The organism is Metabacillus halosaccharovorans (genome assembly GCF_002019635.1).
Taxonomy (GTDB): Bacteria; Bacillota; Bacilli; order Bacillales; family Bacillaceae; genus Metabacillus; species Metabacillus halosaccharovorans.
Map to the genome: position 1 here is coordinate 768,243 of NZ_KV917372.1, position 22,506 is coordinate 790,748.

Genomic DNA, 22,506 nt, shown 5'->3' on the forward strand with positions numbered 1-22,506 from the left:
ATTATCATAGATAAAGAAAAACTTAAACTCACATCTGCCGAAATAGGTACCTTATGGGGCCAATACGTTAATGGTACTGCCGTTGATATTGTGAACAAATATATGCTTTCAATAATAGAAGATACAAAAATTAAATTACTTTTCGAAGATGCAATAAGCACATTTTCAAAACAGAAGCAACAAATAGCTATATTTATTGAAAATGAAGGATTTCCTGTTCCTATTGGATTTAACGAGTCAGATCTTAACAAGGGATCTAAAAGGCTTTTCTCAGACATATTCTGTTTACACTACTTACATATTATTACGTTGCACGGACTTTTAGGGCATACTACATCACTATGTTCTTCAGTTAGAAATGATTTACGCAAATTTTATGATAACAGTGATAGTGAAGGTAAAAGAATGTATCATCAAACAACTGATTTACTACTAGAAAAAGGACATTTCCAAAGAGACCCTACCATTTATCCAGAGGCAAACCCTGAATTTATTTCTGGGCAATCATTTACAGATGGATATTTCGGTGACAAACGTCCTTTAGCTGCAACCGAAATAATTGCTCTTTCTCTAAATTTAAAAAAGAAAATCTTAGAAAAATCTCTTTCAATAGGATTTAGTCAAGTAACACAAGATACAGAGGTTAGGAAATTTTTAAAAAATACACAAAAAGTATCTGATAACCAAATTCAAGCACTGGGTAAGATTCTTAATAAAGATAATTTACCAGTTCCCATGTCATGGGAATCAGAAGTTACCACATCACAAGATGCTCCTTTTTCAGATAAGTTAATGATGTATCACATTGGCTTTTTATTACAGGCTTCACAGAATTATCACGGAGCAGGACTGGCATCGGCAATGAGATCAGATCTTGTAATTAATTACGAAAAGATAATCCTAAAGAATATTATGGTTACGAAAGATTGGTTTAATATTATGACAAAGAATAAATGGTTAGAGCAGCCACCACTTGCTCCAAATAGGAAAGAGATTGCAAAAGATAAATAACTTTATTAGCCTCCTGCTATCAGGAGGTTTCTTCTTCTTTTAAAGATGTTATGTCGCAATTTCCATCTATTCCGCTTTCCGCATTTTAGCTACCCAACAAGTAGAAATTGTATTTTCAACAAATATTCTCCGATTAAAATTATCTCGATCAAATGTTTTTCCATCTGTTGTAAATTCAGTTAAAGGGTAAATAACCTCAAATCCCCTCTTCTCAAGATCCAGAATTGCTCTAGCAGCTTCTTCCTTTTTTCTCCGATGAATTACCACTGGTTTCATTTTGCCACCTTCTTTTCAGATGGGTTCAAAATTGCATTTATTACTTCGGCTTGATATTTCGTAATATCTACAAATGGGCTATTTCGACAATGTATCATTCTTGAAATTTGAGCTATTAAATAAGCATCAACAACATTATCACTAGAATGACTAAAACCAAAATGTTCTTTTACTGCATTCATAACGGCTTTCTTTTTTTCTTTACCAGTTAGTCTTTTTTTGCTTCCTTTTTCTCCTTCCCACCCAGTAACATTGACGAATTTTTTTACTGCATTTGGAGCTACTTCATGATAAGGAATTTTTCTTTTGAATAGCTCATTTCTAATGCCGTGATGAATACCTCCAGCAAACATTGCTTTTTTGTGTGTCAAAGGGAAAGCCCTCTATGCATACCGAATCATCTTTCTTTACATGCTGCATAATTCCATAAATAAGAGTTGTCATTCTTCTTGGATCAACATCACCGATACCAGTTATTTCTTTTGCTACTAAAACATATCCGTTTTCATCTAAAGCAACAAAACCAGTTTTAGTTGATGGATCAATCCCTATGAATCTCATTTTCTACTCTCCTTTACTCCAAAACTTTGAGGTTCACGAATGAAAGTTTGCCCTTCCACTTCGATTTTTGTTGGTTCGCCCTTTTTAACTTTTAGGATTTTAATTACCTTTGTCATTATGTCTCCTTTGCTTTTGATCATTGACAACCACCCTTTCAAGTTAATATTTTTTACCTCCATGTCTGTAAGATCTTTCTTTGTTACGATTCATTTTTTCAAGAATAGCTTTTTCAAGATCAATCTTTTTAGATCCACAAAGATCGAAGATTCTAATGCAAACATCTGCTAATTCTTCAACGAAATTTTCTTGATCTCCCTTTCTATCAGCTTCTAAAGCTTCGCTTACTTCGCTATGAATCAAGGCTAATAAAGTTCCTGTTTCCCTTGGTTCGTTATGCCAACCTTTGCTTTTGGCTGTTTTATAAGCTTGTGAACACAAATTATTAATCATTACAATTCTCCTCTGTTTGTCTTGTTTTAGACCTTGTTTTAAAAGTTGAATATGACATATCTAAAGCTTCGATACAGACGTTTAAATAACATGCTAATGTGTATTCACACCCAACAAGGTTAAAACTGCTGTATGAAGCTTATAAAGCTTTATTTTTCTCTCGTCTTTCTTTTAATTCTTTAACAGCCTTATATCTATCTCTCATTCTTTGAGATTCGTCATTTGCGATATCATATAATTCCTTATCGCTTAATTTAGAGAAATCCATTTGATCACTTCCTTGGCAATTCATTAAATCTTTGAATCCATCCTTGGAACAAAAGTCTGAAATCATTTAATCCTGTATCTCGACCTTTAGCGAATGTTTGTTGGATCACTTTTCCGCCCATTGCTGTATCGCTAGGATCATGCCATAAGAATTCAACCATGTCTGCATCTTGCTCAATTGATCCAGATTCTTTTAAGTGTGAAAGTTGCGGTTTCAGTTCTTTCTCGAAAGCCCTCGACATTTGGGAAAGCATTATAAAGCAGCAATCCAAATCCATAGCAATACGTTTAGCTTCTCCAGTAACATTTCCAATTGCTTGAGATCTCGATTCACCGTTCTTTTGCGGTATTCTCATGATCTGCAAGTAATCAACGGCAATAGCTGCAATTCTTCCGTATTTCTTTTTGAATTGTTTAGCTGTTGCTCTTACTTCCTCGATTGTCACTCCTGCGCTATCTTGAAAATGTATCGGCAAGTATTCGAAGTTTTCATAAGCCATTTCGACTAGGTTTCTTTCTCTTTCATTCAAATTCTTTGTTTTAATCTTGTTGAAACTTACTCCAGTTGAATTAGAAATCATCCTGTCGATTAAAGATTCTTTTTTCATTTCTTGAGAAAATATTAAAATTACTCCTTTATGCTGCTTCGCCATTCCGTAAATCCTTTGAAGTAACATGGCAGTTTTACCAACAGAAGGACGACCAGCCAAGACCCATAACCAACCTCGCCAAGCTCCATGCGCCCATTTATCAAATTGTTCAAATCCTGTTTTAATAAATTCATTTTTCTTTGCTAGATATTCAAAATAATCACTTTTACTTTGAGAAAAACTTTTCATTCTAGCGTTGTCCTGTGGTCTTAACTGTGTAACTAGTTGTTCAACATATGAAAAAAATTCTTCGTCTGATTCATAATCAGCTCTGGACATATCACCAATAATTACAGAAGTATCTTTGATTCTTCTCTCCATCGCTTTAGAACGAACTGCTTTGGCATAAAATTCAACGTTTGCTGTAGTAGGGCAAGATTCCGCTAATTGAGATAAATAATTAACCCCACCAACATTTTCAATCATTTTCGTTCTGTCTAATTCTTCTGTTACGGTTACTAGATCAATAGGCACACTATTCTTTTCTAGCTTCCTCATTGCTTTGTAAATTTCCCTGTGTCTACCAATTTGAAAATCTCGGTCTTCAAGGAAAACAATTTGATCAAGAACATTACTATCTAGGAATACCGCACCTAAAACGGATTGTTCAGCGTTTAGATCATTAGCTCCAGTCGAATTCATTAGGATCATTCCCTTCCATAATCCATTGTTGGAACTCTATTTCTTTATCTCTGGTAGCATCGTTAGGGTGTGCCACCTTTTCTATATTTCCGTTTACTTGATTTACTTTAGGTTTTTGAGCTGCATTCATTTTTATAGCAAGTTCCCCAAATTTATCTCTTAGCTTTTTAGCAGATAGAACATTGGTCTTCCAAAATGAATCAGTAGTAACCCAATCCATCACTTTTTTTGCAAGGTGTTTGTCTACTCCATCAAGTTCTACTAACTTTCTAAATTCATCCGCCCATTTCTGTAAATTTGCTTTTTTAGTTAAATGTCCAACACCAGCTTCTTGAGCAACCTTAGAAACTCGATCATGAAAGTAAACAGCCATTTTAAAATAAGTGTTTTCCTCGTCATACGTTTTTTGTTTGCGAGGTATTTTTTTAATATTTTCTTTCTTTCTTTCTTGGGGGTGTAATTGCACCCCACTTTTGCCGTGTAATTGCACCCCAGTACTGCCGTGTAATTGCACCCCACCTTGTTCTGCCGTGCTAATGCACCCCACTGAATCTATCCATTCTTCATGATTCTTATTAAATTTCAATACATTTGCCCCTCTCTTACCTCTCCCAACGACAATGATGAATTTTCTTTCAATCAAATTTTTAAGCTCTTTACCTACGTTTTTTCTATCCTTACCTCCAAGAGATTCAGATATAAAGGAACTTGATAGTTCATGTTGTTTTCGTTTGAAACCGTAAGTGTAACGCCATATAACCATGATTATTTTTAATTGTGTGCCGTTGAGATTGGTCTTTACTATTTGTTCTAAAATCTCATTGGCAATCCGAGTATATCCATTTTCAGTTTGTGGGCTTGCCATTAAGAATCATCCGTTCTTATAAATCTTTATATAATGCAGATCCCTTTATTTTTCTTCAATTTCTTTAGGATCTATATTGCTTTCAATAGCAAACATCGTAATGTTTATATTTGCTTTTTCTTTTAACTTTTCTTTCAATTCCTTGTTTTCGGTTTCTAATTTTTCAATTCGTGCATTTTTTTCTGTGATTAAACCAATAGCTTCTTTTATAAAATTAGCCATTTCTTTGGTAGTCATGAGATAACCTCCAATTTATAATTCAAATCACATATCAATCCATATTTCGATAACTCACGTTTTACTGTCATTTCTGCAAGTGCTGGCATGTTGTTTTTGCTTGATAGATGTGTTAGATATATTTTTTTTGTATGATGGTCTACAAGTCCACTTAGCGCTTTAGATGTCTGTTCATTACTTAAATGTCCTATATGGCTTAAAATCCTTGCTTTAACGCTGTTAGGATAATCACTAACTTCTACCATGTTCGGCTCATGATTTGATTCAATAATGTAATATGTTGAGTGTTCCATAACTTTCATCATTGCTTCGTCAACTTTTCCTGTGTCCAAGCAAATTGATACCTTTTCATTGCTTTCGTAGTCAGTAATTGCATAGCCTACTGGATCAAAAGCATCATGATGTGTTTTGAAGGATTCAATAAAAAAATCTTCAACATTAAAATCATTACCAGAAGAGAAAGACCAACGAAGTTCTTCATCTACTCCTTTGATTGACTTCCATTCATTTTCAGCAGCAAAAACAGGTATTTTATATTTGTTAGCTATCGGTAATCCTTTTACGTGATCCGAATGAGCGTGTGTAATCAAAATAGCTTTGATTTCATTTGGCTTAATTCCAACTTCTAAAAGCCTTTTCTCAATTTTTGTTTTGGCAATACCACAATCAATTAAGATTGCAGCATCACCAGATTTAATTGCTATTGCATTTCCAGAAGAACCGCCTGCTAAAATATCAATTTTCAAATCTATCACTCCAATTCATCAGAATCCGCTGCTTGAGCTTCTTGCATTTCAAGCTGCATTTCAAGAATATTTTTCAATCCCACTAAATCTGATATGCTAGGATTTTCACCGACTTTAGGAGCATGCTTGGAGATATAATCAGACATTTCTTCTTTTGTTTTCACTCCTATTCTTTTAAATAAATTATTGATATCCGATCTTATTTTTTTTATTTCATCATCAGTTTGATTCGTCGCTTCTTCGTTTATAGGTTTAGAATCTAAAACATCTTGATTCGGAGTGATGTCTTTTCTCTCTTTAGGCTGATATTCAGGAATATCATTTTCTTGATTGTTTAGTTGAATTTCTTCATCACCGAAATCTAAACCATACTGCTTTTTTAATGCCCGTTGCTGCACATGTTTTCCGAACATATCAGAAGTCCATTTTTTCCAGTTATCTTTATTTTGTCCAGTAAACATATGTTCAACTTCTTCTATATCCAAAATTACCGTAACTGGTCTATATCCAGCTCTATAAGCTATCGAATAAGCTCCGATGATTTTGCCCCTAGGAAAACCTATTTCATGTAGAACTACCTCTAATTCCTTTGTTTCCTTGTTCATTGCAACTTTAAATTCATCATTTTCATGAACCATTTGTGTATCTGGTGGCTGGAACCCCTCTTGCTCTCTTGCTTTTGATAGATAAGCTTCTGCCGCAAATTGAATACGAGCTGTATTTCCATATTTAATAAAGAAAATTTCATTTTTAAATGGATCTAAACCATATGCAGCAGCCTTATGAGCGAACAAAAGGAATTCTTGGTCATTAGCTGTAGGTGCGATTGAGTTACGAATCACTTGCAAAACTTCAGGCTTGAATGCTTCGTTTATTTCTGGTGTATATTGAGTAATTTGATTTTTTGACATAATCATTTACCTCCGATTTTTGGAATTACTTTTAAAGTGTTAGTAAATCTATGAACTAAATGCATTTCATCATCAAGGTTTTTAGCGACTAGCCAATTTTCATAATTCAATCCAAAGGACTTGATGATTTTCTTTTGCTTAACTGTTGGATTTTTACCTTGCTTCATTCGCCATCAACCTCTATTTTCAATTCTTGACCAGCAACTACTTTACAAATTATCAACTGTCCATTCGGTTCCTTGAATTTCGTGATTGATTCAGCATTATCAACGAATGTAGGTGTTACAATATCGCTTTGAGTGCTTAGAACGTCCCTAAGTTCTAAACCAGCTCTAATACTTTCCGAAAGCGATAGTTTGCTATATGGTTTGTCATCCATCATGATTTCGAAGTCTGGCTTTTGTTCTCCATCGCCTTTGTTTTGTTTGAATAACCGAACGGACAATGTAGTAAATAGTGATTGAACTTTTTCCGCCTGTAGATCCGCTTCTTTTGCCTTGTATTCTTTGATTGTGTCCAGAATAAGGATTGATTCATTAAGTGATTCAAGAGTTGCTTTTTCTTCTTGTTCCGCTTCATTTACTTGTTTTTGTAATCTCTCAAACTGTGAATATTTCTGAACTGCTTCTCTTAATGGCTGACCAGAAGCATTAAGTTTTTTGATCTTTTCCATAAGCTCGTTATTATCGATATATTCCATTTCATTTAGTTTTTCTCGAAGTTCCAAACGTTTTTTTAATAATGCGTTGTGATTTGCTTTATATTGTTCCATTCGCTTCTCTTTATCTTCTTTAACAGCTTCAATAGATTCTTCATCTAAAGGACGTTTGCAAGTCTTGCAGCATTCATCAATAACTTCATTTTTAAGAGGAATCCAATTGTGTTTTGAAATATCAATTTGATCTTGCAAAGATTGAATTTCAGCAGAAACTATATTGTATTCTCTGTTAACATCTGCTGAATGATCATATTGTTTTTCAAGTTCTCTCACTTGCTTATCGATTTGTGAAAGCTCTGCTTTTAAAGAGTCTAAAGGAGCTACTTCTTTAGGAAGTTGATCAAGTTGTTCTTTTAATGTTTTTGTCCGACTTTGTGCAGCAATATATTTTTTATCAAGATTTGTTTTATTAGAACTATGAATCTTTTTAATATCTTCTAAAGAATGCTTTTTCAATAGATTTCCTAATAGTTCGGATTGAGTAGGTAATAATTCTTTTAGAACTTCTTTGTTAGCTGGAGAAGGAACATATTGCAAAATCATTTCACGCTGTTTTTCCCAATGTAATTTTGGAAAATAACTAGGGTTGAATAATGACAGAAACAAATTCCTATCAAATAATTTTTCAACCATTTCATTAAAATCTTTTGCTTTGGAAGGAACCTCATTAATGAAATATTGCGCCGCCTTCCCTTTCTTTAATCCACGTCCTAAAAGAATAGCTTTATTATTAACTGAAAGAAGTAACTGAACCAATGTTTGCTCTGCTTCATAGGTAATAGGTGTCGGATCTAACTTGCTTCCAAGCGTGTCTGTGCCGTATAATAACCAACAAATGGATTCAGGGATTGTTGATTTTCCCTTTCCGTTATCAGCGAAGATCTTAGTCAGGTCGCCAAACTTAACTTTAAGATCTTCGTGGACTTTGAAATTCTCTAACTTTAATTCTGTGAATTTAATAATCATTTTTCCGATTTCCTCCTACCATTCTTTTTTACAAGATTCCAAAATGCTTTAATGATTCAAAAATCACATAACCAATTCCACCTATAACAGCTAAAGACAATAAGGCGTTAAATATGAAAATCACCCAAAACATTTTTGTTGTTTGTTTGAATTCAGTATCAAAATTGTTCACTCTTGCTCACCTCCTTCAAGTGGATTTTCAATCATATATCCAACCGTGACGATTTCTCGCAAATCCGTTGAATGTTCAACACCTTCAAGCTTTAAATGTTCATCACCATCAGCAATATAATTCAAAAGAACTTTATCAACTTTCAACGATTTCACCCCTTTCAAACTCGCTCTTAGTGATAGAGATAATAAAATCAAAATATTTATCATAGTTTCTTTGTCGTAAAAGAGCTAAATAAGTTAGTCCTTCTGAAAGAGTAGCCCACCACGAAAGCCTATATTTTTTGAAGAAACTCCTATGATCTAGTAGGACTGTATCTCTGATCAGATCATTGAAATTAAACTTATAAACGTGAGTGACTAACTTTTGATAGGAAGCTAGGCTTTCAAGCATTAATTCATCTGGTTCTGTTTGTAAAACCAGCCACTCTAAACCATTGACTCCTTCCTTGATCTTGTCTTCATACATTTCATTTTCAAGCCTGCAACAAGCTCCAATTACTTTCCATGTGGCTAAAAAACCCATTGTTTGCACTCCTTTCTAAATTTTGAGTTTGCCTTTAGATGCTGCATACAGAAACATTAACCGATGTTCTAGTGACATTGAAAACCATTGTCTAGGTGTTGTTTTCATTTGGATTCTCCCTCCAATTCAACATCGTATTTGATAGCCATTTCTTTAACGATAGCTAAATATATCTCTAGCAATCTCTTATCTTCTCCAATAACATCTAATTTGGAAACTTTATCAATTTTAAAGGTTGCCATACCTTCAAAAGCCATTTTCTTTTTCTTGTTGGTGACACGGATGGAAAGATTTGCACCTGCTCTATTCTCTAGCAATTCATAACTTTCATTTCGTATATTGCGGTATTGCTCATATCCTCCAGTTTTCTTAGCGATTCTATTGACGATTTTAGTTGTTTGCTTTCTCCAGTCATTAGGATTTAGAGCAACAATATCAGAAATATTTTCTTGCCTTTTTTCAGTTTCAACTAATCTTTTTTCGACGTGAGTTAATCTTTTTTCTTGTTCCACAAGCTGATTGATAGATATTTGGAGTATTTCTAGTTGCGATTTTGGTTGTTCGGATTGATAAGATCCATTTTTTCTTATAGATGGAATCACTTCTATTGCTAACCAATCTTGAAATTGCTCTGCTATTTCGTTTGATGCTTTGAAAGCTAATTTATAAACAAGTGGTTCTGGGATAAAATCACCTTTCCCAACATCTTGGGAAACATATCTATTTAAATATCTATTAACTGTTTCCCACCTGATATATTCTTTATTGTTTTTTATTTGAGTGAATCCCAAGCTTGTTGCAACTTGTTCAATATCGAATAAAATTTGATCCTTTTCTATTTTTGCAGCAACTTCAAATATTTCATTTTTGAATGTATGTAATTGATTCATTTTGTTTCTCCTTTCTCTTTAACTAAATTCGAACAAATATCAATGTTTTTTCTAATCCACTCAATAACCAAATCTCTTGGAAATAGAATCCTTTCTCCCACTTTCATTTTGGGGAAATCAGAACGATTAATAATATGTGCATCTAATGTTTGAGGACTCACATTAAAGATGTGCTTTGCCATTTGTGACTTGCTCAACATGAAAGGTAAATCATATTCTTTCTTACGTTCCTCAACTATTGCTTCTACTACATCAGAAAGAATTTCATGTATCTCTTTTCTTAATGAATCTGGAATTGTTTTTAATGAGAATTCAAACATCGTTTTCGCTCCAATCCTCTATTCATAATTTACGACTTGTATTTCCGTCATTTTAATTAAATTTAAATCTAAACTTAGTGTAACAGCTATCTTTGTAAGAGTTTCAATACTTGGTGAATATCTTCCGTTTTCTAAATCTGAGATGTAATTCCTAGATAAAGATGTTTCTTCTGCTAAATGATGCTGAGTTTTACCTAACTCTTTCCTTTTATCCTGGATAATTTTACCTAACGTTTTCTTGTCTATCATTTTGTGTCACCTCCTGTTTATAATGTATTGTATTTCCGTCATTTTGTAAAAGTCTAAAATAGAGCAAAATCAAGCAAATAAGCGTAAAATCAAGAAAAATACTGGTTATACCGTCATTTTACTTTAAATTACTTGTATTTCCGTCATAATATGATTTGTATTTCCGACTTTTTGATAGTATCATGGTTCTATAAATTACTGGTTTATCCGACTTTTAAGGAGCGAAAAATTATGACTGTAGGTAAAAACATTAAATTTTTTAGAAAAAAAGCTGGAATGACTCAAGTTAAACTTGCAGAAAAAGCAAACATTTCACGTTCGTATTTAGCTGATATTGAAAACAATAGATATAACGTGAGTCTAGAAGTACTAGGTAAGATTGCTAAAGCATTGAATGTAAGTACTTCAGTTCTCTTGGGTGAAGATGAAGAACTAACTAATGCAGAGGTTTTGCACATGGAAAAAAAACGCAAGATCCTTGAAATGGTTAATAAATTAACTGATGATGAAGGTTATTTTCATGGAGAATATAGAAAAGAAATTTTTAATAAGATTATAAATTCTCCTCTAGATATGTTTAGTGTTTCTGATATTAAACTTTCTGACAGATATATTGAAATGATGAAGGACTTCTTTGATTCTCCTAATGATTATTCAAGTCTAGAAGCAAAAGAATTCATTGAAGAATTCAATACTATTTTTAATTACAGAACTATAAAGAAAGCTCTAGATTCAACTTATACAGATGTCTTTGATATTGAAGATAAATTCGATAGATTTGTAAAAAAACACAATGTTAAACACATTTCCAATTCTAAAATTGAAGTTCCAATATTAGGTTCTATATCTGCTGGACAACCAATTGAACAAATAGAATATATTGAGGGATACGAATTAGTCGAAGCAGAAGATCTTAGGGGTCGAAACGCATTCTGTCTACAGGTAAAGGGGGATAGTATGATAGGTGATGGAATTTTTGACGGTGACACTGTAATTGCTGTGGAACAACAAGTGGTAACCTCTTCTGATATTGCAGTTGTGGCTATTAACGGTGAGGAAGCTACTTTAAAACGTGTCAAATGCGAGGATGGTATGTGCATTCTTATGCCATCAAATCCATCTATGCAACCTCAGTTAGTTCCAGCAAATAAAATTCATATATTAGGAAAAGTTATTCAATCAAGAAGACATTTTGAATAAGGAGAGTGTTAATAATGGCTACATTTCGAAAGCGTGGAGATAAGTGGGAATATAGAATCTCGTACAAAGATCCCTTTTCTCAAAAATATAAAGTTAAATCAAAGAGTGGATTCAAAACAAAAAAAGAAGCACAAACTGCTGCTTCTGAAGTAGAACTAGAATTAGTAAATGGTTTTGAAAAACATAATTCATTAATAACTTTAGAAAACTATTTAAATGATTGGTTACACAAATATAAAAAAGATAATATCAAAAAAAATACGTTTATCTTACATCAACAAAATATAAAAAATCATATTCTCCCCTATTTCAAAAAGATTGTTATTAAAGAAATAAAACCAATTATGTATCAAAAATTTATTAATCATTTAACTGAAAAAGGTTATAGTAAAAGAACTGTCGAAATTGTTCATGGTACAATGTATAATGCATTAGAAAAAGCAGTAACTATAGGTAAGTTAGAGAAAAATCCGTGTGTAGGTGCTACTGTTTCAAATAAAAATAACAATAAGAAAAATGAACTAGAGTATTTGCCATCTGAAGACATTACCCTCTTCCTTCAAACTGCATACAAATACAATTATATTTACTACATCTTCTTTCGCGCTTTAATCGAAACTGGAATGAGAAAGGGTGAAGCTGCAGCATTACAATGGACAGATATTAATTTAAAAGAAAACTATATTGATATTAACAAAACTTTAGATTTTTCTGCTAAAACAAAAGAAGATTTATTCGGAGAGCCTAAAACGTTCGATTCAAAAAGAAGAATTTCAATCACACAACCTTTATCATCTGCATTACACAAACATAAAAAATGGCAATTTGAAAATAAAGAAGTTTTGAAGGATGAATATAAGCACGATCTTAACTTAGTGTTTTGTCGGATGGATGGAGATATCTTACCTAAATCTACTCTTTTTAATGCTTTTAGTAGAATACTAAAACAAGCTGGGTTAAATAAACTTCCTATTCATTCTTTAAGACATACGCATGCTGTACTTCAATTAGAAGCTGGAGCAGATATGAAGTATATACAAGAACGTTTAGGTCATAAAAGTATGATGGTTACAGCAGATATATATTCTCATATCAGTAAAAATCTTGACCAAAAACGCATTAATCAATATGAGGAATACATGAACAACATTATTGAATTAGATATATAAACCAAAATTATTTTGGTCAAATTTTGGTCATATTAAAACCTCGCTTCCAATATCTCAGTTCGACCAAACAAAGAAAAAAGCCTCAATACCAGTGGTATCAAGGCTTCATGTTATTAATACATTGACATGTATTGTTCTCTTTCCCATGGGTGTACTTGAGTACGGAACATATCCCATTCGATTTCTTTCGCTTCAATGAAGTGTTCAAATAGGTGCTCACCTAACGCATGTTTCATTGTGCTGTCAGCTTTTAATAAATCTAGTGCCTGTGCTAATGTCGCCGGTAAATCCACGATACCATTTTCAACACGCTCTTCTTTTGACATAACATAAATGTTGCGGTCAATTGGTTTTGGAGCTTCAAGATTATTTTTAATTCCATCAAGACCAGCTGCTAATAAAACACTCATTGCTAAATAAGGGTTTGCTGCAGGGTCAACACTACGCACTTCAACACGTGTACTTAGGCCGCGAGATGCCGGAATACGAATTAATGGACTTCTGTTTTGCGCAGACCAAGCAACATAACAAGGTGCTTCATAACCAGGTACAAGACGTTTATATGAATTAACCGTTGGGTTTGTCACTGCTGTAAAGGCAGGAGCGTGCTTAATTATACCTGCAATAAATTGTCTTGCAGTATCACTTAATTGCAAGTCTCCGTTTGGATCTAGGAATGCATTTTCACCTTTACTGAATAAAGATAAGTTACAGTGCATACCTGAACCATTAACACCGAATAAAGGTTTTGGCATAAATGTAGCATGCAAACCATGCTTGCGAGCAATTGTCTTAACGACTAGCTTAAATGTTTGAATATCATCACATGCTTTAATTGCAGAAGCATATTTAAAATCAATTTCATGTTGCCCCGGTGCAACTTCATGGTGAGAAGCTTCAATTTCGAAGCCCATTTCTTCTAGTTCTAGAACGATATCACGACGGCAGTTTTCACCAAGATCAGTTGGTGCTAAGTCGAAATATCCGCCATTATCATTAAGTTCCAGAGTAGGCTCACCTTTTGCATCTAATTTAAATAAGAAAAATTCTGGTTCTGGCCCTAAGTTGAAATCAGTAAAGCCAAGTTCTTCCATTTCAGAAAGAAGACGGCGTAAATTATTACGTGGGTCTCCTGCAAACGGCGTTCCATCCGGATTATAGATATCACAGATAAAACGTGCTACTTTTCCTTTTTCAGCAGTCCAAGGGAAGATTACAAATGTATCTAAATCTGGATATAAATACATATCAGATTCTTCAATACGTACAAACCCTTCAATTGAAGAACCATCAAACATCATTTTATTGTCTAGTGCTTTATCTAGCTGACTTGTTGGGATTTCAACGTTTTTGATCGTTCCAAGAATATCCGTGAATTGCAAACGGATATATTTTACATTGTTTTCTTTTACCAAACTCACTATATCTTCTCTTGAATATTTAGCCACCCTTAAAATCTCCTCTCCAATTTCAAAAAGTTTATATTCAATTTTTCATTGCTACTATATTAATTAGTGGAAAAATCTCGACATGTCTCCATGTCTTAAAGTAGGTCGATTAAAACGACCTGCTTGCATGAGCTCAGATTTAAGAAGCTTTCGTAACTCTGAATCGCTTATATCAGGTTTTTCAACTGTTTTAGGTTGCTCTTGTTTTTCTTCAATATGTGAGCTATTGCGAGAAAAGATCTCTTTTATTCCCGCTAAGTTGACACCCTGTTCAATCAAATTACGAATCTCCAATAATTTATCTACATCGTTAAAAGAAAATAATCTTCTATTGCTCTCCGTTCTAGCTGGAAAGATCAATTCATTTTCTTCATAATAACGAATTTGTCTTGCAGATAAATCTGTGAGCTGCATAACAATTCCAATAGGAAATAGGGGCATTGAGCGTCGAATATTATCACTCATGTTATTCGCTCCTTTTAGTTAACTAATTTCATTATAACCTATGTAACATTATGTGTCAATCAAATGTCAGCTTACATAACATAGAATTCTATATCTATATTGGTAGTTAACTAACAATCGAGATTAAGTTTTTGTCTATTAAGGAATCAACAGCGGAACAAACCGCAATTTTCACATGAGTGTATGTTAGACCGCCTTGTACATAAGCAACATATGGTGCTCGAATTGGACCATCTGCAGACAACTCGATGCTGGCTCCTTGAATAAACGTGCCTGCCGCCATTATGACATCATCTTCATACCCAGGCATATAATTCGGGTATGGAGTTACATGAGAATTAATTGGTGAAGAATACTGGATTGCCTGACAAAAGGCGACCATTATGTCTGGATCATCAAACTGCACAGACTGTATCAAATCAGTTCTCGTACTGTTCCACATTGGACTAGTCTTTAATCCGAGTTCCTCTAATAATCCTGAAGTAAATACTGCTCCCTTCAAAGCTTGTCCAACTACATGTGGAGCTAAAAAGAATCCCTGGTACATTTCCTGAAGACTATATAGGGAAGCACCAGCTTCAGCTCCGATGCCCGGAGATGTCATTCTATACGAGCATGCTTCGATTAAATCTTGTCTTCCAACAAGATAACCACCTGTTTTAGCAAGCCCACCACCTGGGTTTTTAATCAGAGATCCAGCCATTAAATCAGCGCCAACATGACAGGGTTCTAACTCTTCTACAAATTCACCATAGCAGTTATCTACAAAAATGACAATATCTTCTTTTAAAGATTTAACAAACTTTATCATTTCCCTTATTTCTGCTATTGTAAACGATGGACGTGTGGCATACCCTTTTGATCTTTGAATTCCAATCATTTTAGTTTTGTTTGTTACAGCATGTTTTACTGCGTCATAATCAACTGCTCCATCTTTCTTTAATTCTACAGTTTGATAATCGATTTGAAATTCTTTTAATGAGCCAATCCCACTACCTCTTATCCCTACAATCTCCTCAAGTGTATCGTATGGCTTACCTGTGATATAAAGAAGTTCATCACCTGGTCTTAATACTCCAAACAACGCGATGGATATGGCATGAGTACCTGAAATTATTTGTGGTCGAACTAATCCTGCTTCACCACCAAACACGTCAGCATAAATTCTTTCTAACGTATCCCTTCCAATATCATCATAGCCATAACCTGTAGTTGGGATAAAGTGAGAATCACTCACTCTATGCTGTTGAAAGCTTTTTAAAACCTTGAACTGATTCAATTCACTTATTTTGTCTATCTCTAAATGAATAGGTTGTATCTTTTTTTCCACTTTTTCAACCATTGGTGACAGCTTGTTACCATATTTCAAAAAATCAAACATCTTTTAACCCTCTCCGTTATACTTCTCTAGTTGTGAATGAATGGAATGTTCAGGAAGAACAAAACCTTCAATTTCATACATTTCACTTTCTTCAATAAAGTGTATTTGTTCAATTAATGACTCTGTTTTTAATTGGGAAATCAGTCTCCCTTCATTTGAAGGCACAAGAACAGAGTAATGTTTCATAGAATTCTTAGCAACCATTTCAACCTTAGCTAATAAAAGTTCCAGATCTTTTTCATTAAAGGCTGAAATTTTCACATAGTCAGCAGAGGGAGAAGGTACAAAAGAATCGGGAGTAAGATCCTTCTTATTATATACTGTTAAAATTGGCTTATCCGATACTTCAAGTTGATCCAATAGTTTATAAACAGTTTTTTCATGGTTTGAATAGTCTTCGTTAGAGCTATCTACTACGTGCAAAATAAGATCAGCTTCTTTAACCTCTTCCAAGGTGGAGCGAAAGGCCGCAACCAGAGTTGTTGGTAAGTCTTGAATAAACCCGACAGTATCTGTTATAAGTGCTTGATATGTAGAAGGTAACAATACCTTACGAGTCATTGGATCCAATGTAGCAAACAATAAGTCTTCTTCAAAACTTCCTGCTGTTGTTAAACGGTTAAAAATCGTTGATTTTCCTGCATTTGTATAACCTACTAACGCAATTTGAAACGCCTGGTTTTTCTTACGACGCTCCCGGTAGCGATTTCTATGACGAACAACAGTTGAAAGTTGTTGTTTGATTTCATTAATGCGATTTCGGATATGTCGACGATCCGTTTCCAATTGTGTTTCACCGGGTCCTCTTGTACCAATTCCTCCCCCTTGACGTGAAAGAGCAATACCTTGACCTGATAATCTTGGGAGTAAATATTGTAACTGTGCCAATTCTACTTGAAGTTTTCCTTCTTTAGACTTTGCACGTTGAGCAAAGATATCTAAGATCAGCTGTGTACGATCGATAACTCTTACATTTATTATCTCTGATAAATTTCTAAGCTGACTTGGAGACAGCTCATCATTTAAAATTACTATATCAGGACTAAGTTCTTCCACAAGATTTAATAATTCATCAACTTTTCCTTTTCCAATATATGTAGCAGGATGCGGTCTCTCTCTTTTTTGAGTTAATTGAATGAGGACTTCACCGTTTGCCGTTTTCGTTAATGAAGCGAGCTCATCCATCGAATATTGAAAGTGTTCATCTTCCATTGTTTGTAACTGACACCCAGCCAATATAACCTTTTCTTTAAGTGAGTCTACTGTATTTTTCAATAAAAAACCATTCCCTTACGCTATTTTAGCAATCTAATCATACCAAATATTTACGTTGTTCACTAATTATTTCTATAGTATAGACATAATTCTTGCGGAAGTATTCCGGAGATTTCAAGTAGATTGGAACAAAATCTAACAAAAAAAACATTGACCTTTAGCTTATTTCCCATTTAAAATTGTCTGAGCTATAAAAAGAGCAACCTGGAGGAATGGACATTGACTTGGGAAGTTTTAAGTATAATTGGCACCATTGCATTTGCTATAAGTGGCGCAATTGTTGCAATGGAAGAGGAATATGATATTTTAGGTGTTTATATCTTAGGAATTGTCACCGCTTTTGGTGGTGGTGCTATTCGGAATCTGTTAATTGGAGTTCCTATTTCAGCCTTATGGGAGCAAGGACTATTATTTCAAATCGCTCTATTTGCAATGACATTGGTTTTTTTATTTCCACATCGTCTATTACAGCACTGGCACAAATGGGGAAACCTGACAGATGCTATCGGCCTTTCTGCATTTGCTATACAAGGTGCTTTATACGCTGTTGAGATGGAACATCCCATTAGCGCAACCATTGTTGCAGCTGTTTTAACCGGAAGTGGCGGAGGGATAGTTAGAGACTTATTAGCAGGTCGAAAACCTCTGGTTCTAAGGGCTGAAATATATGCATTTTGGGCGATCATAGCCGGTTTTTTAATCGGATTCAAGGTAGTGGATCAATCATACGAGTTGTATATCCTTTTTCTTCTCATTGTCGTTCTTCGAGTTCTGTCCTATACATATAAATGGCGACTACCGAACCGGAGATTTCATGTGCCATCAAATAAAAATACCATGGCAGGATAAAAAATTCCCGACTATGAGTTGATCTTGTAACTGTCCATCTTAGTCAAAAAAAGGCAACTCAAAATTTGTAGAGTTGCCTTTTTATCACTTACGCACTTAACAGCCTGTTTGGTGCTTTTTTTGTTTGATTTATTTTACATTTAATATATGTTTGAGTTGTATCAAACATATCTGCCACATATAACGTAGCTCCGTAAAATGTTTTATCATTTGACATTTCCTCGTTCACAATATATTCATAAATTGCTGATTCAATATCAATTAAAAAAGGTAGCACACGATAATTTTTTACAATTATTTGATAAAGTTGTATTATTAAAAACGGATTTTTATTGTATTTTTCAACTAAACCATTAACTCTATATTCATTAAGTGACAATCCATTTTCTACAAGATCCTTTAACTCTTCTAAAAATAATTTGTTATCACTCATTCTGATCACTCCTTCTTATACTTTGTATTCTAACATCGACGGACTTTTTTTGAAAGCGTTACCAACTTTGAATTCAATAGCTTTTTTCGATTAAATTCTTAATCTTCTATGCTGATTTCATATCACTTTGCATTGTTATTCATTAATGGTTATACATACACATTACAATGCTAGGAGCAAAAGATTTTAAGACATTACATAATTAACTCATTGGCTTTTTATACATATACTCTAAACCTTTGCTCTTATATCCTAGAAAAAGTAATTGCAAACACATTTTTATGACACGAGAATAACTTATTAAAAATGTCTTTAAAAAGGTGTGAAGAAATTTGAAATGGAGAAATTATGGATTATGGATGTCTGTTGCATCCGTATTATATATGGTTTTTAGGGACTTAGGCCTTCAAATCGACCTCACTAGTTGGGAAACATATGTCACATCTATATTAGGGATCCTTGTTACACTAGGGATTATTTCAAATCCTGAAAGTGGAAGAGGTTTTTTTAATGCAAAAACACCTTCACAACTTCCAGAACAATCAGTGAATAGTCAACAATCACTACAGCAAAATACTGTAACAAATGAGACGAATGCCGAAATTGAATCAGATGAAATGACACCTGATCGTCAGTATGTTCCTTATGAAAAATAATAAAAAAAGATAGCCTCCACATCGGGCGGCTATCTTTTTTTATTATTTTTCAATTTTCTCAACTTTAACAATACCATCAATATGATTTTCAGACTCAACATAAGCTAAAATTTTATCGTGAACTTTTATTGAATCGGTTATGGGATATTTTACACGATCACGGTGAAAATGTATTTTTGACTTTCCATCAACAGATTCCCCGAAGTATTGGTTTCCATCAACTTCTGTAATGATGTATGTAAGGGTTTTGTAATTTTCCAAGGAGTCGGAATTAACTGCAGTTTTCTTTGTTTCTCCTCCTTTTGGAAAAGGATACAATAGCACGATCAATAACGTGGTTAATATTACAACTAGAATGATTAATAAAGTAACCTTCGTTTTCATCATTACCTCCATTAAAACAATAAAAGTCTTATCAATTAGAACGTTATATGAAAGATATATTTAGAATCAAAGAAAAACAACAGGAAGCTCAAGCTACTTTTCCTGTTGATGTAGGATTAATTCTCATCTGAAATGACTAAATCCTGACTTTTTATTGTCAAGAGATCTTCTCTGTGGTACTTGTCGGTTAATAATAACCTCATGGCTTGGGATCGAATCGACTTTTCAATTATATTTCGAACATAACGACCGTTACTGAACTTTGAGGGGTGTGTTACTGATTTAACACTCATTAAATGTTCTTTCAATTTCATAGCTGCATCTTGATGAAACTTATATTCTCTTTCTGTCATCATTAAATTCGAGATTTCCATTAAATCATCAACCGAATAATCCGGAAAATCAACAACTAATGGAAACCTTGACAATAAACCCGGGTTCAATGATAAAAAATGTTCCATTTCTCGAGGATATCCAGCTAATATTAAGACAAAATCATGCTGCTTATCTTCCATATGTTTTACTAAAGTATCTATTGCTTCCTTTCCAAAGTCTTTCTCTCCACCTCTTGCAAGGGAGTATGCTTCATCAATGAACAGTATACCGCCTAGAGCCTTTTTTACGAGATCTCTTGTTTTTTGTGCAGTGTGACCGATATATTCACCAACAAGATCAGCCCTTTCAGCTTCAATAAGATGGCCTTTTGAAAGGACATTCATTTGAAAAAATAACTTTCCTACTAGTCTAGCTACAGTTGTTTTACCCGTCCCTGGATTACCTTTAAACATCATATGGAGTGCTTGTTTGCCTGCTTTCAGCCCTTGCTCTTCACGTTTTTTATTAATAAAGATCCACGCATATATTTCTTTTATCATTCTCTTCATCTCATTCATACCGACAAGCGAACTCATCTCTTCTTCTATTTCATTTAGGACTGCATGTTTAACCTCAAGCCTTGGAATTTTTAAATCATAAGAAGAAGGACTAACTTCTATCTTTTCTTTTGACTGATTATTTAAAATAATGTTTATCTGTCCATTTGTCTTGTATGTGACTGCTTGATCCCGTTCCATAGATGTCCACCTCACAATCTGCTCCGATTAAAGAAAAGGCTTTTTAACCATATGCTAGCCTCTTCTAATCTATTTATTTCGACAAGTTCATTAAGATCAAATATAAAGGAATTGTTGATTATTTACGAAAACACAAGAATCTTGTTGCTTTTTGCGCTTTCCCAAGAAATATTCATTCCTTTTATTTATATGCTGATAATTTCAAGTTACAACCTAAGCCATTAGTTTCTATATAAAATGTATGAAGTGACATGCAACTAAATGAGGACTTTTTGCAGTGGAAGGAAAGATAAATAAGAAAAGGAGTTGATGAATGAATCATCAACTCCTTTTCTTTATTACTGCTCCAGTTCAATTTGAATATTCTTTTGTGGCGAGAATGTAGAAATTGCATGTTTATAAATTAGTTGTTGTTTTCCTTCTGTTTCTAATAAAACAGTGAAATTATCAAAGCCTTTAACAAGACCTCTTAATTGGAAGCCATTAAGTAAAAAAACAGTGACAAATGTGCCATCTTTACGTAATTGATTAAGTACTTGATCCTGAATATTAATTGATTGCTTCATGTTTCGTCCTCCTCTTTTCTCTATACCTTTTAATTCGATTAAAGTTGAAGCTTTCCTGCTATGTATGAAAAAATTTCATCCACCATTTGTTCGTTTTTTATCGGTGGTATCATATCAAACCATTTTACATCCATTTTGTTCCGAAACCATGTTAATTGCCGTTTTGCATATCTCCTGGAATTTTGTTTTAACTGATTCAGCGCTTCATTATACGATACTTTCCCATCAAAATAATCATATATTTCTTTATATCCAATTGCTTTGATTGATTGTGTATCCCGCAGACCTTGATTATAAAGGCCTTTTACTTCATTAATAAGGCCATTTTCAACCATTATATCCACTCGATCATTTATACGCTGATACAGGAGGTCCCGATCCATTGTTAAACCAATAAGAGCCACATCATATAACAACTTATTCTCTTGTTGTTTTAGATGCTCATGCATTGGAATTTTTGTACAATGAAAAATCTCAAGTGCTCTTATCACTCTTCTTGTATTGTTTGGATGGATCTTCTCGGCTGATTCAGGATCAACTTGAGCTAATAATTGATGAATTGCCTGCTCACCTTTTTCACTTAGTTCCAATTCAAGTTTTTTTCGGAATTCCGGATCAGATGGGGACTCCGTAAACTGATAGTCATATAGTACAGATTGTATATAAAGGCCTGTCCCTCCGACTATCATGGGCATCTTGTTTTTATCCGTTATTTCGTTAATTAAAAATCTGGCTGTTTCCTGAAATTCGGCTACTGAATAAACATCATCAGGTTTCTTAATATCAATAAGATGATGTGGAATCCCTTCCATTTCTTCCTTGGTAATTTTAGCTGTACCAATGTCCATTCCTTTATAAATTTGCATTGAATCACCACTAATTATCTCACCATTTAAACGATGGGCAATTTCAATACTAAGTTTAGTTTTACCGACTGCTGTTGGTCCAATAATGACAACAAGTTTCTTTCTTTCCAAACATAACCACTCTTTCAAAGCAAATAGATTCTACGTTCATCATCTTATCATGGGAACGAATGGAACACCAGTTTATTGTTGCCGTTTTAACACAATTGTAAACATAGGAGGCGAATTGTTTTTTAGTTTACATAATAATATTATATTATATCCTCTACGCGTTTCAACAATGTA

At 33.8% G+C, this 22,506-nt stretch carries 32 protein-coding genes; 5 read left to right on the top strand and 27 right to left on the bottom strand.

From position 1 onward, the window contains the following. Nucleotides 1-6 precede the first annotated feature (6 nt). Nucleotides 7-1,011, top strand: coding sequence for a DUF3231 family protein (locus BK577_RS18065; RefSeq protein WP_078435311.1), 1,005 nt, complete (start codon nt 7-9; stop codon nt 1,009-1,011). Between the two features lie 66 nt (nt 1,012-1,077). On the opposite strand, the gene BK577_RS18070 is transcribed toward BK577_RS18065, so the two are convergent. The 18 genes from BK577_RS18070 to BK577_RS18130 all read right to left on the bottom strand — a co-directional run bounded on the left by BK577_RS18070 (nt 1,078) and on the right by BK577_RS18130 (nt 10,456). Next, on the bottom strand, nt 1,078-1,287 hold the full coding sequence (locus BK577_RS18070) for a hypothetical protein (protein ID WP_078434249.1): 210 nt from the start codon (nt 1,285-1,287) through the stop codon (nt 1,078-1,080). Continuing rightward, nucleotides 1,284-1,658 (bottom strand): hypothetical protein, encoded by a 375-nt coding sequence (locus BK577_RS18075; RefSeq protein ID WP_342743310.1) that lies wholly within the window; start codon nt 1,656-1,658, stop codon nt 1,284-1,286. The genes BK577_RS18070 and BK577_RS18075 overlap by 4 nt, the downstream gene beginning before the upstream one ends. After that, entirely contained in the window at nt 1,609-1,848 is a 240-nt protein-coding gene (locus tag BK577_RS26755) for a hypothetical protein (RefSeq protein WP_342743311.1), read from the bottom strand. The genes BK577_RS18075 and BK577_RS26755 overlap by 50 nt, the downstream gene beginning before the upstream one ends. Nucleotides 1,849-2,007: 159 nt before the next feature. Next, complete coding sequence (locus BK577_RS18080) at nt 2,008-2,298, bottom strand: MazG nucleotide pyrophosphohydrolase domain-containing protein (protein WP_078434250.1); 291 nt, start codon at nt 2,296-2,298, stop codon at nt 2,008-2,010. A 139-nt stretch (nt 2,299-2,437) separates the two neighbouring features. After that, nucleotides 2,438-2,566 carry a hypothetical protein gene (locus tag BK577_RS26660; protein WP_281252618.1) on the bottom strand — a complete coding sequence of 43 codons (129 nt, stop codon included), beginning with the start codon at nt 2,564-2,566 and terminating at the stop codon, nt 2,438-2,440. Nucleotides 2,567-2,570: 4 nt separating this feature from the next. Next, nucleotides 2,571-3,857: a replicative DNA helicase gene (locus BK577_RS18085; protein ID WP_078434251.1), complete on the bottom strand. Its 1,287-nt coding sequence runs from the start codon at nt 3,855-3,857 to the stop codon at nt 2,571-2,573. After that, a complete protein-coding gene (locus tag BK577_RS18090; RefSeq protein ID WP_078434252.1) occupies nt 3,838-4,722 on the bottom strand; it encodes a replication protein in 885 nt (294 codons plus the stop codon). The genes BK577_RS18085 and BK577_RS18090 overlap by 20 nt, the downstream gene beginning before the upstream one ends. Before the next feature lie 45 nt (nt 4,723-4,767). Then, the gene (locus BK577_RS18095) at nt 4,768-4,959 is read right to left on the bottom strand and encodes a hypothetical protein (protein WP_078434253.1); all 192 of its coding nucleotides are present in this window, start codon (nt 4,957-4,959) and stop codon (nt 4,768-4,770) included. Beyond that, the gene (locus tag BK577_RS18100; RefSeq protein ID WP_078434254.1) at nt 4,956-5,705 is read right to left on the bottom strand and encodes an MBL fold metallo-hydrolase; all 750 of its coding nucleotides are present in this window, start codon (nt 5,703-5,705) and stop codon (nt 4,956-4,958) included. The genes BK577_RS18095 and BK577_RS18100 overlap by 4 nt, the downstream gene beginning before the upstream one ends. 5 nt (nt 5,706-5,710) lie before the next feature. Then, entirely contained in the window at nt 5,711-6,616 is a 906-nt protein-coding gene (locus tag BK577_RS18105) for a RecT family recombinase (RefSeq protein ID WP_169908368.1), read from the bottom strand. Nucleotides 6,617-6,618: 2 nt separating this feature from the next. Beyond that, the gene (locus BK577_RS26100) at nt 6,619-6,783 is read right to left on the bottom strand and encodes a DUF6906 family protein (RefSeq protein ID WP_169908369.1); all 165 of its coding nucleotides are present in this window, start codon (nt 6,781-6,783) and stop codon (nt 6,619-6,621) included. Beyond that, a complete protein-coding gene (locus BK577_RS18110; RefSeq protein WP_078434256.1) occupies nt 6,780-8,300 on the bottom strand; it encodes an AAA family ATPase in 1,521 nt (506 codons plus the stop codon). The genes BK577_RS26100 and BK577_RS18110 overlap by 4 nt, the downstream gene beginning before the upstream one ends. Nucleotides 8,301-8,328: 28 nt before the next feature. Continuing rightward, nucleotides 8,329-8,472, bottom strand: a complete 144-nt coding sequence (locus BK577_RS26105) for a hypothetical protein (RefSeq protein WP_169908370.1) — start codon at nt 8,470-8,472, stop codon at nt 8,329-8,331. Next, complete coding sequence (locus BK577_RS26110; protein WP_169908372.1) at nt 8,469-8,618, bottom strand: hypothetical protein; 150 nt, start codon at nt 8,616-8,618, stop codon at nt 8,469-8,471. Before BK577_RS26110 ends, BK577_RS26105 begins: the two co-directional genes overlap by 4 nt. Next, nucleotides 8,608-8,997 (bottom strand): hypothetical protein, encoded by a 390-nt coding sequence (locus BK577_RS18115; RefSeq protein ID WP_078434257.1) that lies wholly within the window; start codon nt 8,995-8,997, stop codon nt 8,608-8,610. The genes BK577_RS26110 and BK577_RS18115 overlap by 11 nt, the downstream gene beginning before the upstream one ends. Before the next feature lie 104 nt (nt 8,998-9,101). After that, the gene (locus BK577_RS26460; protein ID WP_078434258.1) at nt 9,102-9,887 is read right to left on the bottom strand and encodes a BRO-N domain-containing protein; all 786 of its coding nucleotides are present in this window, start codon (nt 9,885-9,887) and stop codon (nt 9,102-9,104) included. Beyond that, nucleotides 9,884-10,207: a helix-turn-helix domain-containing protein gene (locus tag BK577_RS18125; protein WP_078434259.1), complete on the bottom strand. Its 324-nt coding sequence runs from the start codon at nt 10,205-10,207 to the stop codon at nt 9,884-9,886. The genes BK577_RS26460 and BK577_RS18125 overlap by 4 nt, the downstream gene beginning before the upstream one ends. Nucleotides 10,208-10,225: 18 nt before the next feature. Continuing rightward, entirely contained in the window at nt 10,226-10,456 is a 231-nt protein-coding gene (locus BK577_RS18130) for a helix-turn-helix domain-containing protein (RefSeq protein ID WP_078434260.1), read from the bottom strand. Between the two features lie 231 nt (nt 10,457-10,687). On the opposite strand from BK577_RS18130, the gene BK577_RS18135 reads away from it, so the two are divergent. Both BK577_RS18135 and BK577_RS18140 read left to right on the top strand, forming a co-directional pair. Then, nucleotides 10,688-11,656, top strand: coding sequence for a helix-turn-helix domain-containing protein (locus BK577_RS18135; protein WP_169908374.1), 969 nt, complete (start codon nt 10,688-10,690; stop codon nt 11,654-11,656). Between the two features lie 14 nt (nt 11,657-11,670). Then, a complete protein-coding gene (locus BK577_RS18140; protein WP_078434262.1) occupies nt 11,671-12,825 on the top strand; it encodes a site-specific integrase in 1,155 nt (384 codons plus the stop codon). 113 nt (nt 12,826-12,938) lie between these two features. Here BK577_RS18140 and glnA read toward each other — a convergent pair whose 3' ends face one another. The 4 genes from glnA to hflX all read right to left on the bottom strand — a co-directional run bounded on the left by glnA (nt 12,939) and on the right by hflX (nt 17,394). Continuing rightward, complete coding sequence (gene glnA, locus BK577_RS18145) at nt 12,939-14,273, bottom strand: type I glutamate--ammonia ligase (protein ID WP_078434263.1); 1,335 nt, start codon at nt 14,271-14,273, stop codon at nt 12,939-12,941. Between the two features lie 63 nt (nt 14,274-14,336). After that, nucleotides 14,337-14,738: a MerR family transcriptional regulator gene (locus BK577_RS18150; RefSeq protein WP_078434264.1), complete on the bottom strand. Its 402-nt coding sequence runs from the start codon at nt 14,736-14,738 to the stop codon at nt 14,337-14,339. A gap of 106 nt (nt 14,739-14,844) precedes the next feature. Further along, nucleotides 14,845-16,119 carry a methionine gamma-lyase family protein gene (locus BK577_RS18155; protein ID WP_078434265.1) on the bottom strand — a complete coding sequence of 425 codons (1,275 nt, stop codon included), beginning with the start codon at nt 16,117-16,119 and terminating at the stop codon, nt 14,845-14,847. 3 nt (nt 16,120-16,122) lie between these two features. Continuing rightward, on the bottom strand, nt 16,123-17,394 hold the full coding sequence (hflX, locus tag BK577_RS18160; protein WP_281252619.1) for a GTPase HflX: 1,272 nt from the start codon (nt 17,392-17,394) through the stop codon (nt 16,123-16,125). Nucleotides 17,395-17,613: 219 nt separating this feature from the next. On the opposite strand from hflX, the gene BK577_RS18165 reads away from it, so the two are divergent. After that, entirely contained in the window at nt 17,614-18,243 is a 630-nt protein-coding gene (locus tag BK577_RS18165) for a trimeric intracellular cation channel family protein (protein WP_026559260.1), read from the top strand. A gap of 88 nt (nt 18,244-18,331) precedes the next feature. Here the strand turns inward: BK577_RS18165 and BK577_RS18170 are convergent, their stop codons facing one another. Beyond that, complete coding sequence (locus BK577_RS18170; RefSeq protein ID WP_078434266.1) at nt 18,332-18,676, bottom strand: hypothetical protein; 345 nt, start codon at nt 18,674-18,676, stop codon at nt 18,332-18,334. 332 nt (nt 18,677-19,008) lie between these two features. Here BK577_RS18170 and BK577_RS26255 point away from each other — a divergent pair, with 332 nt between their 5' ends. Then, nucleotides 19,009-19,332 (top strand): hypothetical protein, encoded by a 324-nt coding sequence (locus BK577_RS26255; RefSeq protein WP_180321226.1) that lies wholly within the window; start codon nt 19,009-19,011, stop codon nt 19,330-19,332. Between the two features lie 42 nt (nt 19,333-19,374). Here the strand turns inward: BK577_RS26255 and BK577_RS18180 are convergent, their stop codons facing one another. The 4 genes from BK577_RS18180 to miaA form a co-directional block, all read right to left on the bottom strand. Further along, the gene (locus BK577_RS18180) at nt 19,375-19,716 is read right to left on the bottom strand and encodes a hypothetical protein (RefSeq protein ID WP_078434267.1); all 342 of its coding nucleotides are present in this window, start codon (nt 19,714-19,716) and stop codon (nt 19,375-19,377) included. A gap of 116 nt (nt 19,717-19,832) precedes the next feature. Continuing rightward, nucleotides 19,833-20,789: a stage V sporulation protein K gene (gene spoVK, locus BK577_RS18185; RefSeq protein WP_078434268.1), complete on the bottom strand. Its 957-nt coding sequence runs from the start codon at nt 20,787-20,789 to the stop codon at nt 19,833-19,835. Between the two features lie 338 nt (nt 20,790-21,127). Continuing rightward, on the bottom strand, nt 21,128-21,355 hold the full coding sequence (gene hfq / locus BK577_RS18190) for an RNA chaperone Hfq (protein WP_026559264.1): 228 nt from the start codon (nt 21,353-21,355) through the stop codon (nt 21,128-21,130). Between the two features lie 38 nt (nt 21,356-21,393). Beyond that, entirely contained in the window at nt 21,394-22,332 is a 939-nt protein-coding gene (gene miaA / locus BK577_RS18195) for a tRNA (adenosine(37)-N6)-dimethylallyltransferase MiaA (protein ID WP_078434269.1), read from the bottom strand. Between the last annotated feature and the right edge of the window lie 174 nt (nt 22,333-22,506).

What these genes read in the sequence shown, in the direction of transcription:
- BK577_RS18140 (WP_078434262.1), top strand. Translation starts at nt 11,671, where the DNA reads ATGGCTACATTTCGAAAGCGTGGAGATAAGTGGGAATATAGAATCTCG.
- BK577_RS18125 (WP_078434259.1), bottom strand. Translation starts at nt 10,207, where the DNA reads ATGTTTGAATTCTCATTAAAAACAATTCCAGATTCATTAAGAAAAGAG.
- spoVK (WP_078434268.1), bottom strand. Translation starts at nt 20,789, where the DNA reads ATGGAACGGGATCAAGCAGTCACATACAAGACAAATGGACAGATAAAC.
- BK577_RS18115 (WP_078434257.1), bottom strand. Translation starts at nt 8,997, where the DNA reads ATGGGTTTTTTAGCCACATGGAAAGTAATTGGAGCTTGTTGCAGGCTT.
- BK577_RS26460 (WP_078434258.1), bottom strand. Translation starts at nt 9,887, where the DNA reads ATGAATCAATTACATACATTCAAAAATGAAATATTTGAAGTTGCTGCA.
- BK577_RS26755 (WP_342743311.1), bottom strand. Translation starts at nt 1,848, where the DNA reads ATGAGATTCATAGGGATTGATCCATCAACTAAAACTGGTTTTGTTGCT.
- BK577_RS18130 (WP_078434260.1), bottom strand. Translation starts at nt 10,456, where the DNA reads ATGATAGACAAGAAAACGTTAGGTAAAATTATCCAGGATAAAAGGAAA.
- BK577_RS18095 (WP_078434253.1), bottom strand. Translation starts at nt 4,959, where the DNA reads ATGACTACCAAAGAAATGGCTAATTTTATAAAAGAAGCTATTGGTTTA.
- BK577_RS18105 (WP_169908368.1), bottom strand. Translation starts at nt 6,616, where the DNA reads ATGTCAAAAAATCAAATTACTCAATATACACCAGAAATAAACGAAGCA.
- BK577_RS18080 (WP_078434250.1), bottom strand. Translation starts at nt 2,298, where the DNA reads ATGATTAATAATTTGTGTTCACAAGCTTATAAAACAGCCAAAAGCAAA.
- BK577_RS26100 (WP_169908369.1), bottom strand. Translation starts at nt 6,783, where the DNA reads ATGAAGCAAGGTAAAAATCCAACAGTTAAGCAAAAGAAAATCATCAAG.
- hfq (WP_026559264.1), bottom strand. Translation starts at nt 21,355, where the DNA reads ATGAAGCAATCAATTAATATTCAGGATCAAGTACTTAATCAATTACGT.
- BK577_RS18070 (WP_078434249.1), bottom strand. Translation starts at nt 1,287, where the DNA reads ATGAAACCAGTGGTAATTCATCGGAGAAAAAAGGAAGAAGCTGCTAGA.
- BK577_RS18135 (WP_169908374.1), top strand. Translation starts at nt 10,688, where the DNA reads ATGACTGTAGGTAAAAACATTAAATTTTTTAGAAAAAAAGCTGGAATG.
- BK577_RS18170 (WP_078434266.1), bottom strand. Translation starts at nt 18,676, where the DNA reads ATGAGTGATAACAAATTATTTTTAGAAGAGTTAAAGGATCTTGTAGAA.
- BK577_RS18090 (WP_078434252.1), bottom strand. Translation starts at nt 4,722, where the DNA reads ATGGCAAGCCCACAAACTGAAAATGGATATACTCGGATTGCCAATGAG.
- BK577_RS18110 (WP_078434256.1), bottom strand. Translation starts at nt 8,300, where the DNA reads ATGATTATTAAATTCACAGAATTAAAGTTAGAGAATTTCAAAGTCCAC.
- BK577_RS18180 (WP_078434267.1), bottom strand. Translation starts at nt 19,716, where the DNA reads ATGAAAACGAAGGTTACTTTATTAATCATTCTAGTTGTAATATTAACC.
- BK577_RS18085 (WP_078434251.1), bottom strand. Translation starts at nt 3,857, where the DNA reads ATGAATTCGACTGGAGCTAATGATCTAAACGCTGAACAATCCGTTTTA.
- BK577_RS18155 (WP_078434265.1), bottom strand. Translation starts at nt 16,119, where the DNA reads ATGTTTGATTTTTTGAAATATGGTAACAAGCTGTCACCAATGGTTGAA.
- BK577_RS18150 (WP_078434264.1), bottom strand. Translation starts at nt 14,738, where the DNA reads ATGAGTGATAATATTCGACGCTCAATGCCCCTATTTCCTATTGGAATT.
- BK577_RS26660 (WP_281252618.1), bottom strand. Translation starts at nt 2,566, where the DNA reads ATGGATTTCTCTAAATTAAGCGATAAGGAATTATATGATATCGCAAAT.